We start from the raw sequence: 15020 nt of genomic DNA on the forward strand, positions 1-15020 counted from the left end.
TTCACTGGCTCATCGCACCAAGCAGTGGCTGGTGGCGATCATGGCCCTCGGCACGAGGTTCGATTCGTTCTGAGCGCGGCGGTCGTCGAACCGTCGCCAGGTCAGCGCTCGGTGCAGCGCGCCACCGTCTTCACGTCCGACGGCTTGCGCGCGTCGGACAGCGGCGCCTCGGTCAGCACGCCTTCCTTGCCCTGAGTGAACCACTCGAGCGACATGTCGGTCTGCCGGCCCTGTTCGATCGCGTAACGCGCACCGGAGGCCGATTTCACGTGGTACATGAGGTAGCTCTTGCCCTCGTAGCTGACAAGCGCCTGCAGTCGGCCGGGGTTGCTGTTGTCGTAGTGTGCGAACAGGGCCTGTCCACCGGGCTTTGCGTTGTCGCACTGGTAGCGAATCGAGCCGGGGCTGAACTCGGCGACAGGCTGCTGGCGCGCATCCAGAAGCTGGAGCGTGTCACCGGTGATGCGCCATGACGCGGTGGCGCCGAGCGCCTTCATGTAGGCCTGCTCGACGTCCATGCCCTGGGCGCAGGCCATGCGCGTGGCGGCCACGGGCTTGAAGCGCAGCGCCTCGGTCTGGCGCTCGTAGGCCGCGCTGAAGCGGTTGCAACCGTCGAAGCCGCTGGCGCGGGCGTCCTTGGGTTGCAGGACGAGCGTGGCCTCGCGTGCGCCGTTGGGCGGCGTGGCGCCGCTGCCAGGCAGGGCGACTAGCTTCCAGGAGATGCCTTCGACAGGCCAATCCGAGCTGCTCGCCGCGCTGGCCGTGCTGGCGGTTGGCGACGGGGCCGCGCAGGCGGCCACCGCCACCAAGGCCGGCAGCGCCGAGGCCAGCGCGAGCGACGTGCGTGGTGTCATTCGGGTTGATCTCCGGGGTCGGGCAGATGGAACTCGTGCCACATGCCATTCAAGATGCCGAAGCCGACCGCCAGGCCCAGGCCGAGGATCCAGGTGAAGTACCACATGGTGTCTGACTCCTTGTGTGCTCGAGCAGTGTGGGGGCCGCGCGGATCAGTAGCGATCCGGATGTGTGGCCATCTCCTGCGTGGTCACGGTGCCGCGCATCACTCGCAGAGCCCACGCGGTGTAGGCCAGCACGATGGGCAGGAAGACCACGGTGCAAAACAGCATGATGCCCAGCGTGGTCTCGGTCGACGATGCGTTCCACACCGTGAGCGTCGAGCGCGGGTGGATGCTCGACGGCAGCATGATCGGGAACATCGAGACGCCCACGGTCGCGATGATCCCCGCGGCCGACAGCGACGAGCCGGTGAACGCCAAGCCGGCGCTCGCGCGGCGGATGCCAACGAAAGCGAGCACCGCACCCGCGAACCCCGCAATCGGCGCCAGCAGCGTGAGCGGTGCGGCCGCGTAATTGGCGAGCCAGGCGCCGGCCACCGGGAGCACCTCGGTCCGCAAGGGGTTCGAAGCGCCGAAGTGATCGCCGGGCGCCTTCAGCTGGTAGCCCATGCCGCCGAAGGCGACGAACAGCCCGCCGGCCGCGAACAGCACCACCGAGGCGATGGCCGCCACGCTGCCAATGCGCCGCGCGCGCACCTGCACCGGGCCGGGCTCGACCTTGATCGTGAGCCATGCGCTGCCGTGCAGCACCAGCATCGAGACCGAGAGCAGGCCGCACAAGAGCGAGAAGGGCGTGAACAGCGCGAAGAAGCTGCCGTCGTAGAACGCGCGCAGGTCGCTGTCGAAGCGGAAGGGCGCGCCCAGCAGCACGTTGCCGACCGCCACGCCGAACACGAGCGCCGGCACCAGCCCGCCGACGAAGAGCGCCCAATCCCAGCGCGTGCGCCAGGCCGCGTCTTCATGCTTGGAGCGGTACTTGAAGCCCACCGGCCGCAGGATCAGCGCGGACAGCACGACGAACATCGCGAGATAAAAGCCCGAGAAGCTCACCGCATACACGAGCGGCCAGGCCGCGAAGATCGCGCCGCCCCCGAGGATGAACCACACCTGGTGGCCCTCCCAGTGCGGGCCCACGGAGTTGATCACCATGCGGCGCTCGGCATCGGTCTGGCCGACGAAGGGCAGCAGGGCGCCCACGCCGAGGTCGTAGCCATCGGTGAGCGCGAAGCCGATCAGCAGCACACCCAGCAGCAGCCACCAGATGAAGCGCAGCGTCTCGAAGTCGAAGAAGGCCATGGTCGTGTCTCCTTCAGGCGGTGGCAGCAGTGGAGGCAGGCACGGAGCCGGGCGGCGGCTGCATCTCCCCCTGGTGTTCGTACGGGCCTTTGCGGATCGCACCGAGCATCAGGCGCACCTCCACCACGGCCAATGCACCGTAGAGCGCGGTGAAGCCGACGAGGGTGATCCACAGCGAGGTTCGGCTGAGGGACGAGGCCGCGAGGAAGGTCGGCAGCACGCCGTCGATCGCCCAGGGCTGGCGGCCCATCTCCGCCACCACCCAGCCCAGCTCGATCGCGATCCACGGCAGCGGCAGCGACCACAAGGCGATCTTCCAGAACCAGCGTGCGTCGCCATGCTTGCCAAGCGAGCACAGCAAGAAGGCGGTGGCGAAGAGGGCGATCATCGCGAAGCCGATGAAGGCCATGATGCGAAAGCTCCAGAACATCAGCGGTACGCTGGGCACGGTGTCCCACGCGGTGGCGGCGATCTGCTGCGGCGTGGCCTGGCGCGGGTCGGCCATCGTGCGCTTGAGCAGCAGCGCGTAGCCGAGATCGGCCTTGTGCTTCTCGAAGCTCGCACGCGCGGCCATGTCCTTGGGTTCGAGCTTGAGCTTCTCGACCGCGTCGTAGGCGATCACGCCCGAGGCGATGCGCTCCTCGGCGCGGCGCACCAGCTCCGACATGCCCGCCACCTCGCCGGTGAGGCTGCGTGTGGCGATCAGGCCCATCACCCAGGGGATGTGCACCGCGTAGTCGGTGGTCTTGGTCTCGGTGTTGGGGATGCCGAAAAGCGTGAGGCCCGCCGGTGCGGGCTCGGTGTGCCAGGCGGCCTCGATCGCGGCGAGCTTCATCTTCTGGTTGTCGGTGAGCGCGTAGCCGCTTTCGTCACCGAGCACCACCACCGAGAGCGACGAGGCGAGGCCGAAGGCCGCCGCCACCGTCATCGAGCGCAGCGCCACCTGGCGGAAGCGCCCCCGCAGCAGGTAGAAGCTCGACACGGCCAGCACGAACACCGACGCCAGCACGTAGCCCGCGCTCACCGTGTGCACGAACTTGGCCTGCGCGATCGGGTTGAAGAGCACGGCCACGAAGTCGACCACCTCCATGCGCATGCTCTCGGGGTTGAAGGCGGCGCCGGTCGGGTTCTGCATCCAGCCGTTGGCGATGAGGATCCACAGCGCCGAGAGGTTGGTGCCGAGCGCCACGAGGAACGTGACAGCCAGGTGACCGAGCTTGGAGAGCCGGTCCCAGCCGAAGAACATGATGCCGACGAAGGTGGCTTCGAGAAAGAAGGCCATCAGCCCCTCGATGGCCAGCGGCGCGCCGAAGATGTCGCCCGCGTAGTGCGAGAAGTACGACCAGTTGGTGCCGAACTGGAACTCCATCGTCAGCCCCGTCGCCACGCCGAGCGCGAAGTTGATACCGAAGAGCTTGCCCCAGAAGCGCGTGATGGTGCGCCAGATGGGGCGGTTGGTCATCACATAGATCGACTCCATGATGACCAGCATGAACGACATGCCCAGCGTGAGCGGCACGAACAGGAAGTGGTACAGCGCGGTGAGCGCGAACTGCAGTCGCGCGAGGTCGACGGAGCCTGTGTCCATGCGGAGCCTTCCTGTCTATGTATGCCGGGCCTGCCACAGGTGTGGCGGGGTGGGGAACAACAGTTGAAGCGTCAGCGCATCGGGAGACTGCAAGCGCGCTGCTCCGAACCTCGGAGGTGCTGCGAAGAATATAGGATTCGCGCCACATGGCAAGCCCATCACCGATGCCGAAACTGAGCCCGACCGCGCCTGAAGTCGGTGACCCCGAGCAAGCCTTGAAGCAGGCCGTGCGCAGCACAGCCGCGTGGCGATCCGCCGGCCTGTGGACCGCGCTCGATGCGCTGGCGGGCATCGGCCTGGCGGCCGGGCTGGCGGGTTCGGTGGCGGCCCTGGCCGACGCGGGGCCAAGCGCTTCGGCGCTGCAGGCGGCCCTGCCTTGGCTGGTGTTGATCCTTGCGAGCGCAATCGCCCGCGGGGCGCTGGCACATCAGGCGAGTGGTGCGGGGCTGCGCGCCTCGCAGGCGATCAAGCGCAAGTGGCGCAGCCGCATCGTGGCCGCGGCGTTGCGGCATGGCGGGCGGCGCGTGGACAACAACGGCGTCAACAACAGCACGCAGATCGGCAACGGCTGGGCCGGTCTCGCCGTCGAAGAGATCGAGGCACTCGGCCCGTATGTCGAGCGCTATCTGCCGGCGCGCCAGGCCGCGGTGTGGGCGCCCGTGGTGGTGCTGGCGGCCACGGCGTGCGTCAGCCCGTTCACTGCGCTCATCCTCGTGGCCACGCTGATCCCGTTCGCAGTGTTGATGGCGCTTGCGGGGCGGGCGTCGGCCGCTGAATCGCAGCGCCAGTTCGAGGCGCTGGCGCGGCTGTCGGGCCTGCTCGCCGACCGCGTGCGCGCGCTGCCCGTGGTGCTGGCCCTGCGAGGCGCAGCGCACGAGCGACGCCAACTCGCCGCGGCGGCCGACGACGTGGCACGCCGCACGCTGCGCGTGCTGCGGCTCGCCTTCATCTCGTCGGCCGTGCTGGAGTTCTTTGCCGCGCTCAGCGTGGCCATGGTGGCGGTGCACTGCGGCTTCGGCCTGCTGGGGCTGCTGCCGTTCCCGGCGCCCGAGCGCTTTGAACTGGGCCGCGCCTTCTTCGTGCTGGCGCTGGCGCCGGAGTTCTACCTGCCGATGCGCCGGCTGGCCGCGGCGTACCACGACCGTCAGGCCGCGTGGACGGCCACCGAGCGGCTGCTCGCCTTCGAGGCTGAGTTCGACTCCGATGCGCCTGCGCCCGCACCCACGCCGGCGATCTCGTCGCCGGCCGCGCCCAGCCTGCGCTTCGACCAGGTGGCGCTTGCTCACGGCACCGGCCCGCCCGTGCTGCGCGGTCTGCGCATCGATCTGCCAGCGCGCCACAGCCTCGCGCTGCGCGGCCGCTCGGGCAGCGGCAAGACCACGGTGCTGCGCGCGCTGCTCGGCCTGGCACGCCTGCGCGAAGGCGCGATCCTCATCGACGGCCACGCGCTGCCCGCAGCCGGGTACCCCGCGGACCGCGTGGCGTGGATCGGCCAGCAGCCGCTGATCGTGCCCGGCACGCTGCGCCACAACCTTTTGCTCGCCGCGCCCCACGCCACGCCCGACCAACTGGCCGAGGCGATCGAGCGCGCCGGCCTGAAGCACCTGCTGTCGCAGCGCAATGGCGGGCTCGACGCGCCCATCGACGCTCGCGGTGGTGGCCTCTCCGGTGGCGAGCGCCGCCGCCTCGCGCTCGCCCGTGCACTGCTCAAGAATGCCCCGCTGTGGTTGCTCGACGAGCCCACCGCCCACCTCGACGCCGCGGCCGAAGGCGCGTTGATCGACACGCTGCGTGCGGCCTGCCTGGGGCGCACGGTGCTCATCGCCACCCACAGCGCCCGCCTCGCGGCCCTGGCCGATCACGCGATCGACCTCGATGAACTCGCCGTGCTCGACACCGCCGCGGCCGCATGAGCTTGCACAACGACACCCCACTCCGCCGTTTGCTCGCGGAACAGCGCGCGAAACACGCCACAGCATTCACCGTGGCGGGCGTATTCGCTGCATTGCTCGGTTGGGCCACGGTGTGCCTGCTCGGCCTGTCGGGCTGGTTCATCACCGCAGCGGCGGCGGCCGGCCTGGGCGGCGCGCTGGCGGTGCAGGCGTTCAACTACCTGTTGCCGAGCGCCGGCATCCGCCTGTTCGCGATCACGCGCACCGCGGCGCGCTACGGTGAGCGGCTGATGTCGCACGAAGCCGCGCTGCGCAGTGCGGCGCAACTGCGCCCCGCGCTCTTCGGCGCGCTGTGCCAGGCGCCAGCGCCGCGCGCACTCGCGGTAGGCGGCGGCGAGGCGGCCGCCGCGATGCTGCAAGACATCGCCAGCATCGAGGCGCAACTCGTTCGCCGCAGCACCGCCTGGACCGGGATCGCGGGCGGCCTCAGCAGTGTGGCCTTGCTGGCGCTCGGCGGCTGGGCCGCGACGGCGGGCGTGCTGGCCTGGGCGGCCGTGCTCGTCGCGCTCACGCGCAGCGTGGCCGGTGCGGCGCGGCGAGCGGCACTCGCGCAACGCGAGTCCATGGGCGCCATGAAGGATGAACTGGCGTGGCTCTCGGCCTGCGATGCCGAGCTGCGCTGCCACGCACTTGAATCGTGGGCGGCCGAACGCGTGACCGCGCGCGAGTCTGAACTGCACCACGCGCAGCAAGGCCACCAGCGCGCGCTCGATCGCCTGGATGCCTTGCTCGCCTGCACCGGCGGCGCCGCCGCGGTGACCGCGCTCGCGCTGTCGCACCCCAGCGGCGCGGCCATCGCGGCCCTGTGTGCCTTGGCCGCCCTCACCGGCATCGAATCGCTCGCGCCGTGGCTGCGGCACACGGTGCTGCGCGGCACCGCGCAAGAAGCCGAGCGCCGGCTCGATGCAGTGCTGGGCATGGCCGATGCGGCACCGGCAGCGCCGCCCGAGGGCCGCGCCGTGCCTGTGGCCGCGCAACTCACGCTGTCGGCGTGGTCGGCCCTGCCGCTGCAGGCCGGCGAGCGCGTCGCTCTCGTCGGCCCCTCGGGCTGCGGCAAGACCACGCTGATCGAAACCCTGCTCGGCCTGCGCGAGGCCACGCCCGGCGTTGCATTGATCGATGAGCGAGACATCCGCTCGCTCGATGCCGACACGTTGCGCCGCCAGTTCTCATGGTTGCCGCAAGACGCGACCCTGCTGGCCGGCACCGTGCGCGAGAACCTGCTGCTGGCCGCGCCTGCCGGATGCGGCGACGACACGCTGTGGAGCGCGCTGCGCCGCATGAGCCTCGATCGGCGCGTGCGAGACCTGCCTCAGGGCCTGGACACCTGGCTCGGGCCGGACGGCGCCCGCCTCTCCGGTGGCGAGCGCCGCCGCCTCGCATTGGCACGCGCCTGCCTGTTGCCGGCCCCCTGGCTCTTGCTCGACGAACCCACCGAAGGGCTGGACGCCGAGACCGAGGCGCGCGTCATCGACGGGCTTCGTGAGCACCTCGCGGAGCGCCAGCAGGGCCTGATCCTGATCAGCCACCGGCCCGCACCGCTGGCCTTGTGCCAGCGAGCGATCGAGGTCGGCGGCACCAGCCGGCGCGTGCCGGCAACGTGATTCCAGGCCAGCCCCGGCGTGACTGGCCCGATCCGGCCTACACGCCGGCCTTCGCGAGCACCACCACCGATACGCCGCGAGCCGGCAACACCGCATCGGCGTTCTGGTACGAGTGCGGCAGGTTGCCCGGGAAGGCGAGCACCTCGCCTTCGGCGAGCGTGTAGCGCTCACCCGCCACACTGAGCGTGACGCTGCCGCCCAGGCAGGTGAAGAACTCGCGCGTGCCCGGCAGGTGCGGCGTGCCGGCCATGACGGCGCCGGGCGCGAAATCCATCACCTCCATCATCTCGTCGGGCACCGGCTCGGGCACCAGGTCGCGGATCGTCACGCCGCGGCCTTTCTGGCGCAACCCCACGTCACCCGCCAACCAGCGCCGCACCATGGCGCGCGGTGAGGCAAGCAGCTCGTCGATGGGCACGCCGAGCGCGCCGGCCACCTTCACCAGCACCGCGAGCGACGGGTTTCCCTCACCGGATTCGAGGTGGGCCACGGTCGAGCGCGGCACCCCGGCGGCCTTGGCCAGGCCGTCCTGCGTGAGTGCGCGCGTGTGGCGCAGGCTCACCAGGTTGCGGGCCAGGTGGGCCGCCGTGGTGGGCGGATCGGTGGGTTCTTGGCTGGCAATGGGTGCGGGCATGGCGGCCATTGTGTCCGCGCCATCAACCATGTGCCAATGCGCTGGACAGCGTGCTCGCCGCATCGCATGGGGATGCCTATCGTGAACCCGTCACAACAAGTACTCACGAAAGGCAGCCCATGAACACCACCACCACACACCCTCACCCGACCCATGCCCTGGCCGGCCTGCGCGTGGCCCTCACGGGCGGCACCTCGGGCCTGGGGCTCGCACTGGTGCAGCAACTGCATGTGGCCGGCGCGCAGGTGGCCTTTGTCGCACGGCACGCCCAGCGCGTGGCCGAGGTGGCGCGTGCGCACCCCGGCACGCACGGCCTGGTGGGCGATGTCTCGCACAAGGCCGACACCTACCCGCTTGCGCTGCAGATCACCGCCGCGCTCGGCGGTCTCGATGTGTTGATCCACAACGCCTCGCATCTCGGCCCGGTACCACTGCGCCTGCTGGCCGACACCGACTGCGAAGCATTCGAGGCCGCGCTGGCCACCAACGTGCTCGGACCCTTCCGACTGACGAAGGCCTTGCTGGGCGCGCTGGGCGCGTCGGCACGCGCCGGGCGTGCGCCACAGGTCGTGCACATCACGAGCGACGCGGCCGTGTCGGCCTACCCCGGCTGGGGTGCATACGGCGCGAGCAAGGCGGCGCTCGCGCACATGGGCCGCATCTGGCACGAAGAACTGCGCGAGCACGGCGTGCGCGTCATCAACATCGACCCAGGCGACATGGACACCCCGCTGCACGCGCTGGCCGTGCCCGACGCCGACCCCGCGCAGCTCAAGCGCCCTGCGCAATCGGCACGCGAGTTGATCGAGGTGATCGCACGGGGCGCTGCGCACCCCGATGCAGTTGCGCACGATCCGGAGGCCGCATGAGAGCCGCCCACCACCCCGCGCAACGCCCGCATGACGCAAAGCTTCTGGTGTTCGACGCGCACGGCGCCGTGCACCATGCTCAGCGCACCGATCTTCCTCGCCACCTGCGCCCCGGTGACCTGCTTATCGCCAACGACGCAGCGACGCTACCCGCGAGTTTGAGCGGCGTCCACGAACGCAGCGGTGAAACGATTGAACTGCGCCTGGCCGGCCGCCGTTCACTTGAGGTGAGCGAGGTGCGCGAATTCACCGCCATCGCGTTCGGCGCCGGCGACCACCGCACGCGCACCGAGGACCGCATCGCACCGCCCGCCTTGCGGGCAGGAGACATGCTGCGCCTGGGCCCACTGAGCGCCGCCGTTTTGCGCACGATGGACCACCCCCGCCTCATTGCACTGCGGTTCGACGGCACCCCTGACGACATCTGGGCCGGCATCGCCCGGCACGGCAAGCCGATCCAGTACGCGCACATGCACGCGCCGCTGGCGCTGTGGGATGTGTGGACGCGCGTGGCGGCGCTGCCGGTGGCCTTCGAGCCGCCATCGGCCGGGTTCGTGCTCGACTGGCAACTGCTGCGCGCATTGCGCGAACGCGGCATCGGCTTTGCGACGCTCACGCACGCGGCCGGCATTTCGTCGACAGGCGACGCCGCGCTGGATGCACGCCTGCCCTTCGACGAGCCCTACCACCTGCCCGCCAGCACGCTGGCCGCCATCGACGCCACACGTGCACGTGGCGGCCGCGTGATCGCTCTCGGCACCACGGTCACGCGTGCGCTCGAGCACGCGACCGCGCAGCCTGGCGGTTCGCGCGCCGGCTTCGGGCTGGCCACACAGCGCATCGGCGCGCGCACGCGCTTGCGTGTAATCGACGCCATCGTCAGCGGCACGCACGAGCCCGGCAGCAGCCACCACGACCTGCTCGGCGCGTTCGTCGATGCGCCGGTGCTGCAACGCATCGACCATGCGTTGGAATCACATGCTTACCGAACGCACGAGTTTGGCGACTCGGTGTTGATCGAACGATCGTTCGCATCGGTGCCGACAGTCCACCCCGTGTGCGCCATTTCGCACGCCGTGTGACTTCGACTGTGGCTCTGGGGGGTTGTGGGGCGCGCGCATCCCCCCGAATAATCCACATACCGAAAACTCGAAACCCAGTGGAGACCCGAAGATGCGCCGTTCTACCGCCCTCGCCCGTGCCATGGCCGCACTGACCCTGACCCTGGCGGTGAGCACGACGCTCGCGGCACCCAGCTCCAAGTTCGAACCGAACATCCAGGTGCAAGGCACCGCCCTGCTGCTCAACGGCGCGGGCACGCGCTACAAGGCGATCTTCCAGGTCTACGACATGGGCCTGTACACCACCAAGAAGGTCACCACGGCCGATGCACTGCTCGCGCTCGACGGCCCCAAGGCCTTGCGCTTCGTCGCGCTGCGCGAGCTTCCGGGCACCGACCTCGGCCGCCTGTTCATCAAGGGCCTGTCCGAGAACTCGCCCAAGGAGACGGTGCAGAAGCACACGCTGTCGAGCACGCGCTTCATCGAGATCTTCTCTGGCAAATCCAAGCTGCTGCCCGGCGAAAGTTTCGCGATGGAGTACGTGCCGGGCAAGGGCACGCAGTTCTACATCGCCGGCAAGCCCCAGGGCACGCCCGTGGGCGACGCCGAGTTCTTCTCGATGGTGTTGAAGATCTGGGTCGGCCAGTCGCCTGCCGACAACATGCTGAAAGACTCGCTGCTGGGCAACGACAAGTAGCAGCCGCAGCGCTCAGTTCAGCCCGCGGCTGGCCAGGGCGGCCGCGGCGGCACGTGTTTCAACGCCGAGCTTCTCGAACACATGCTCGAGGTGCTTGTTCACCGTGCGCGGGCTCAAGCCCAGAATGTCGCCCACGTCGCGGTTGGTCTTGCCCTTGGCCACCCATGACAGGACCTCGGCCTCGCGCGGCGTCAAGGCCGCCGCGCTGAGGCGGCTGGGGGTCGCAGCAGCGGCATCGCCCCGGGGCTGCAGCAGGAGCATCTGCTCGCCCAGGCCCACCGCGCCCAGGTTTCGCACCAGCAGGCTTCGGCCCCCGGCGCCCACGCTCGCGTGATCGCGGGCGTGGCCGGCGGCCAGCCACTGCTGCCAATCGGGCGGCAGAGCGGCATCGCTGCCCGGGTACAACTCGCGCATCCAGGTTGCCGCCTGCGGTGAGCGCCATGCAATGCGCTGCTGCGCGTCGATCATCAGTACGCCGTGGCCTCCGACATCGAGCGCTTCGCGCGCCAGCCGCACCGTGCGCGCGTTGCGCAAGTGGGTGGCCAGCCGGGCGAGCACCTCTTCGGCACGCACGGGCTTGACGACGTAGTCGACCCCGCCGCTCGCGAAACCCTCGACGATGTGCGTCGTGTCCGACAGGCCCGTCATGAAGATCACCGGCACGTGCGCCAGTGCCGGGTCGGCCTTCAACCTGCGGCACACCTCGAACCCCGACAAGCCTGGCATCAGCGCGTCGAGCAGGATGGCATCGGGCGTCACGAGTTCGAGCCGGGCGAGCGCGGATTCGCCGTCGCGCGCCATGACCACGCTGTAGCCGTGCTCCTCGAGCGCCATGCAGACCGGGCCGAGCGATTGAGGCGCGTCGTCGACGACCATCACGACACCAGCCAGGCGTGTGCTGCCAGTGCCACCCGGCATGTCGCTCATTGGGGCACCTCTTCTGCGGTGTCGCGCCCTTGCAGGTTCTTCACGAGCTGTTGCAGCACGCCATCGAGGTCGTAGCGGTCGATCAGTTCGGCCAGGCGCTGCAGTTCAGGCGCGCACTCGGCATGCGTGAGCGACGCACTGGCAACGGCCGACTTGAGACCCTGCACATGGCCGAGGCGCGCAAGGCGCATCAGGTCGCTCACGAGTTGCATGGGCAGCGAGGCCTCGACGTCGTCGGATACCACCGACCCGGTCCACGCCGGCAGCGCCAGTTCGGCCAGCCACTCGATCTGCAGTTGGCGCTGCAGCAGGTCGAGCAGTTCAGACTCGATCACGGGCTTGTCGACAAACCCCTGGACGCCCGCCCCTGCCAGCTTGTCCGGTTGGTTCTCGAACGCATTGGCCGACACCATGACGATCGGCACCTTGTCGAACCCTGCTGCACGAACCTCCCGGGCCGTCTGCCAGCCGTCCAGATCATCCATCGAGATGTCGAGCAGCACGGCGTCGGGGCACTGCTCGCGCACGCTCTCCAGACACTCTCGGCCGCTCGCGGCCTCACGGATATGGAAGCCCAGCGGTACCAGCATGCCCACCAGCATCTGCCGCTGGGTCGGTTGGTCGTCGACGACCAGCAACGTGCGCCGGGGCCCGGCGTAGCCGGTGACCGGCCGGTGCGCGAACCGCGTGTTCGAGGGCGCGTTCATCTCGCGCAGATAGAGCCTCACGGTGAAGGTGCTGCCCTCTCCGGGCGCGCTCTTGAGCGTGAGATCGCCGCCCATCAACTGCGTGAGCAGGTGCGTGATCGTGAGACCGAGGCCCGTGCCGGAGTCGCCCGTTCGACGGCCTGCACTGCCACGCTCGAAGGGCAGGAAGATGCGCTCCTGGTCTTGCACGGCGATGCCGATGCCGGTATCGATCACCTCGAAGCGCGCCACCTCGCGGCGGTGGTCGAGGCGCAGCGTCACGGCGCCGTGGTCGGTGAAACGTACCGCGTTGCCGAGCAGGTTGATGAGGATCTGACGCAGCCGGCGCGCGTCGGCGTTCACGTAGGTCGGAATGCGCCCGCTCGTCTCCAGCTTGAACGCCAGGCCCTTGGCTTCGGCCTGCGGCGCCACCATGCGCACCACATCGCCGAGGAACTCATGCATCGGCAGCGGAGCCGGGTCGAGGCGCAGACGGCCGGCCTCGATGCGCGCGAGGTCGAGCAGGCCGTCGATCAGCCCGTGCAGGTGCTCGCCGCTGCGGTGGATGGTGGCCACCGACATGCGCCGCGCCCCCTGCACCTGCTCGTCCTTCAAGAGGATCTGCGCGTAGCCGAGGATGCTGTTGAGCGGCGTGCGCAGTTCATGCGTCATGCCGGCCACGTAACGCGTCTTGGCCTGGTTGGCCGCCTCGGCCACGTCCTTGGCCTGTTGCAATGCGGCGTCCGTGCGCTGGTGGGCCTCGATCTCGCGCGTGAGCAACTGGTTCTGGCGGTTGGATTCGTCTTGCGCCATGTGGCGGCTCTCGCTGCCGAGCACGATCCACCACGCGCCCACCGCCGCGATGAGTGACAGCAGCGCAAACACCTTGAGCATGGGCGCCTGCAGCGTCGCCTGCACGCGCGGGTCGAGCACGACCTGCTGGTCGTACACGACTCCGAGAATCACCGCGACGAGGCCGATCAACGACGCGAGCACCACCAGGTAGTGCGCCACGCGCGAGTTCACCCGCGAGGCCAAGCGCTCGGGCAGCACGGTGGCGAGCGCCGCGCTCACCTGCTCGGCAGCGCGTGAATTGGTCTTGCAGCGGTCGTGGCAACGCGACTCCAGCGTGCAGCACAGCGAGCAGATGGGCGCGTCGTAGGCGGGGCAGTGCGCCATGTCTTCCGATTCGAAGGCGTTGTCGCACACCGAGCAGGTGACGGTTTGGCCTGGCAGCCAGCGCGTGACACTGCGTCGCGCGATGTAGTAGCGCCCACGCGTGGCCCAGGCGATCAGCGGCGAGAGCACCATGGCCGTGGTCAGCGCGATGAAGGGCGAGAAGGCCTCGGCCACCGGCCCCAGCGCACCTGCATACGCCACGACGGCGAGCAGTGCAGCCGCGAGCATCGCGCCGAGCCCGACGGGGTTGATGTCGTAAAGGTGGGCGCGCTTGAACTCGATGGGCTTCGGGCTCAGCCCGAGCGGCTTGTTGATCACGAGGTCGGCGACGAGCGCCCCCACCCACGCGATGGCCACGTTGCTGTACAGACCCAGCACTCGTTCGAGCGCCTCGAACACGCCCAGTGTCATCAGCAGCACGGCAATCAAGACGTTGAACACCAGCCACACCACGCGACCCGGGTGGCTGTGCGTGAGCCGGGCGAAGAAGTTGCTCCACGCCAGCGAGCCGGCGTAGGCGTTGGTGAGATTGATCTTGACCTGCGAGACCACCACGAAGAGCGTGACGGCAGCCAGCAACCAGGCCGGGTCGTCGAACACGTAGGCGTAGCCGGCCAGGTACATCTGCGTGGGCTCGATCGCCTTCTCGGTGCTCACCTGGTGCTGCAGCGCCAGGAACGCGAGGAATGCGCCACCCACCATCTTCACCATGCCCGGCACGATCCAGCCCGGCCCGGCCACCAGCACCGCGGCCCACCAGCGGCGTTTGTTGGCGGCGGTCTTCTCGGGCAGGAAGCGCAGGTAGTCGACCTGCTCGCCGATCTGCACGACGAGCGAGAACGCCACCGTGGCCGCCGCGCCGAACATCAGCCAGTTGAACTCGCTGCTGTTGGAGCTGCGCCCGATCAGGCCACCGAAGTCGGCAAAGACCTCAGGGTTCTTGTGCAGGACGGCGATGTAGGGCAGCACCCACAGCACGATCCAGATCGGCTGGGTCCAGAGTTGCAGACGGGAGATGAGCGTGATGCCGTACATCACGAGCGGCAGGATGCCGAGCGAAGACAGCAGGTAGCACAGGGGCAAGGACCACCCGAAGTACATCTGCAAGGCGAGCGCGAGGATCGCCGCTTCGAGTGCGAAGAAGATGAAGGTGAAGCTCGCGTAGATGAGCGAGGTCAGCGTGGAGCCGAGGTAGCCGAAGCCGGCCCCGCGCGTGAGCAGGTCCATGTCGACGCCGTACTTCGCGGCGTACACGCTGATCGGCAGGCCGGTCAGGAAGGTGATGAGGCCCACCACGAGGATCGCCCACAGTGCGTTCGAGAAGCCGTAGTTGATCGCGATGGCACCACCGATGGCCTCGAGCGCGAGGAACGAGCAGGCGCCGAAGGCCGTGTTCGCGACGCGGAACTCGCTCCACTTGCGAAAGCTGCGCGGCGTGTAGCGCAGCGAGTAGTCCTCCAGGGTCTCGTCGGCGACCCAGGCGTTGTAGTCGCGGCGGATGCGGAAGATCTTCTGGGTGGCGGCGGACACGGCAGAACCCGCGCGCGGCGAGTAGAACGGCTGATCCAGTGGATTAGCAAGAACCGCTCCAACCTGCACTGCCGTGCGCGATACGTTGATTGACGTATTCGCGTGCGCTGGAAGAGTTCTTAACGTGGCACCTGTCCGTA

Annotated in this window: 12 protein-coding genes; 5 read left to right on the forward strand and 7 right to left on the reverse strand. The window is 69.2% G+C overall.

Annotated elements, in window-relative coordinates; all coding sequences use genetic code 11:
• Window positions 1–101: 101 nt before the first annotated feature.
• The 4 genes from AC1KAR_RS09105 to AC1KAR_RS09120 are packed head-to-tail and all read right to left on the reverse strand — an operon-like array spanning window position 102 to window position 3741.
• Entirely contained in the window at window positions 102–854 is a 753-nt protein-coding gene (locus AC1KAR_RS09105) for an META domain-containing protein (RefSeq protein WP_480316673.1), read from the reverse strand.
• Entirely contained in the window at window positions 851–961 is a 111-nt protein-coding gene (cydX, locus tag AC1KAR_RS09110) for a cytochrome bd-I oxidase subunit CydX (protein ID WP_480316675.1), read from the reverse strand. Before cydX ends, AC1KAR_RS09105 begins: the two co-directional genes overlap by 4 nt.
• Window positions 962–1007: 46 nt before the next feature.
• Window positions 1008–2153, reverse strand: coding sequence for a cytochrome d ubiquinol oxidase subunit II (cydB, locus tag AC1KAR_RS09115; protein WP_480316677.1), 1146 nt, complete (start codon window positions 2151–2153; stop codon window positions 1008–1010).
• A 13-nt stretch (window positions 2154–2166) separates the two neighbouring features.
• On the reverse strand, window positions 2167–3741 hold the full coding sequence (locus AC1KAR_RS09120; RefSeq protein WP_480316679.1) for a cytochrome ubiquinol oxidase subunit I: 1575 nt from the start codon (window positions 3739–3741) through the stop codon (window positions 2167–2169).
• Between the two features lie 164 nt (window positions 3742–3905).
• Here AC1KAR_RS09120 and cydD point away from each other — a divergent pair, with 164 nt between their 5' ends.
• Both cydD and AC1KAR_RS09130 read left to right on the forward strand, forming a co-directional pair.
• A complete protein-coding gene (gene cydD, locus AC1KAR_RS09125; RefSeq protein ID WP_480316681.1) occupies window positions 3906–5654 on the forward strand; it encodes a thiol reductant ABC exporter subunit CydD in 1749 nt (582 codons plus the stop codon).
• The gene (locus AC1KAR_RS09130) at window positions 5651–7297 is read left to right on the forward strand and encodes an amino acid ABC transporter ATP-binding/permease protein (RefSeq protein WP_480316683.1); all 1647 of its coding nucleotides are present in this window, start codon (window positions 5651–5653) and stop codon (window positions 7295–7297) included. Before cydD ends, AC1KAR_RS09130 begins: the two co-directional genes overlap by 4 nt.
• A 37-nt stretch (window positions 7298–7334) precedes the next feature.
• On the opposite strand, the gene AC1KAR_RS09135 is transcribed toward AC1KAR_RS09130, so the two are convergent.
• Window positions 7335–7931, reverse strand: a complete 597-nt coding sequence (locus tag AC1KAR_RS09135; RefSeq protein WP_480316685.1) for a helix-turn-helix domain-containing protein — start codon at window positions 7929–7931, stop codon at window positions 7335–7337.
• Between the two features lie 119 nt (window positions 7932–8050).
• Here AC1KAR_RS09135 and AC1KAR_RS09140 point away from each other — a divergent pair, with 119 nt between their 5' ends.
• The 3 genes from AC1KAR_RS09140 (at window position 8051) to AC1KAR_RS09150 (ending at window position 10558) form a co-directional block, all read left to right on the forward strand.
• Window positions 8051–8800 carry an SDR family NAD(P)-dependent oxidoreductase gene (locus AC1KAR_RS09140; RefSeq protein WP_480316687.1) on the forward strand — a complete coding sequence of 250 codons (750 nt, stop codon included), beginning with the start codon at window positions 8051–8053 and terminating at the stop codon, window positions 8798–8800.
• Window positions 8797–9882 carry an S-adenosylmethionine:tRNA ribosyltransferase-isomerase gene (locus AC1KAR_RS09145; RefSeq protein WP_480316689.1) on the forward strand — a complete coding sequence of 362 codons (1086 nt, stop codon included), beginning with the start codon at window positions 8797–8799 and terminating at the stop codon, window positions 9880–9882. The genes AC1KAR_RS09140 and AC1KAR_RS09145 overlap by 4 nt, the downstream gene beginning before the upstream one ends.
• 121 nt (window positions 9883–10003) lie before the next feature.
• A complete protein-coding gene (locus AC1KAR_RS09150; RefSeq protein WP_480316691.1) occupies window positions 10004–10558 on the forward strand; it encodes a chalcone isomerase family protein in 555 nt (184 codons plus the stop codon).
• 12 nt (window positions 10559–10570) lie between these two features.
• Here AC1KAR_RS09150 and AC1KAR_RS09155 read toward each other — a convergent pair whose 3' ends face one another.
• Both AC1KAR_RS09155 and AC1KAR_RS09160 read right to left on the reverse strand, forming a co-directional pair.
• On the reverse strand, window positions 10571–11485 hold the full coding sequence (locus AC1KAR_RS09155) for a response regulator (RefSeq protein ID WP_480316693.1): 915 nt from the start codon (window positions 11483–11485) through the stop codon (window positions 10571–10573).
• On the reverse strand, window positions 11482–14880 hold the full coding sequence (locus tag AC1KAR_RS09160) for a hybrid sensor histidine kinase/response regulator (protein WP_480316695.1): 3399 nt from the start codon (window positions 14878–14880) through the stop codon (window positions 11482–11484). Before AC1KAR_RS09160 ends, AC1KAR_RS09155 begins: the two co-directional genes overlap by 4 nt.
• Window positions 14881–15020 lie beyond the last annotated feature (140 nt).

This window comes from Piscinibacter sp. PDB1-1, from assembly GCF_056675995.1.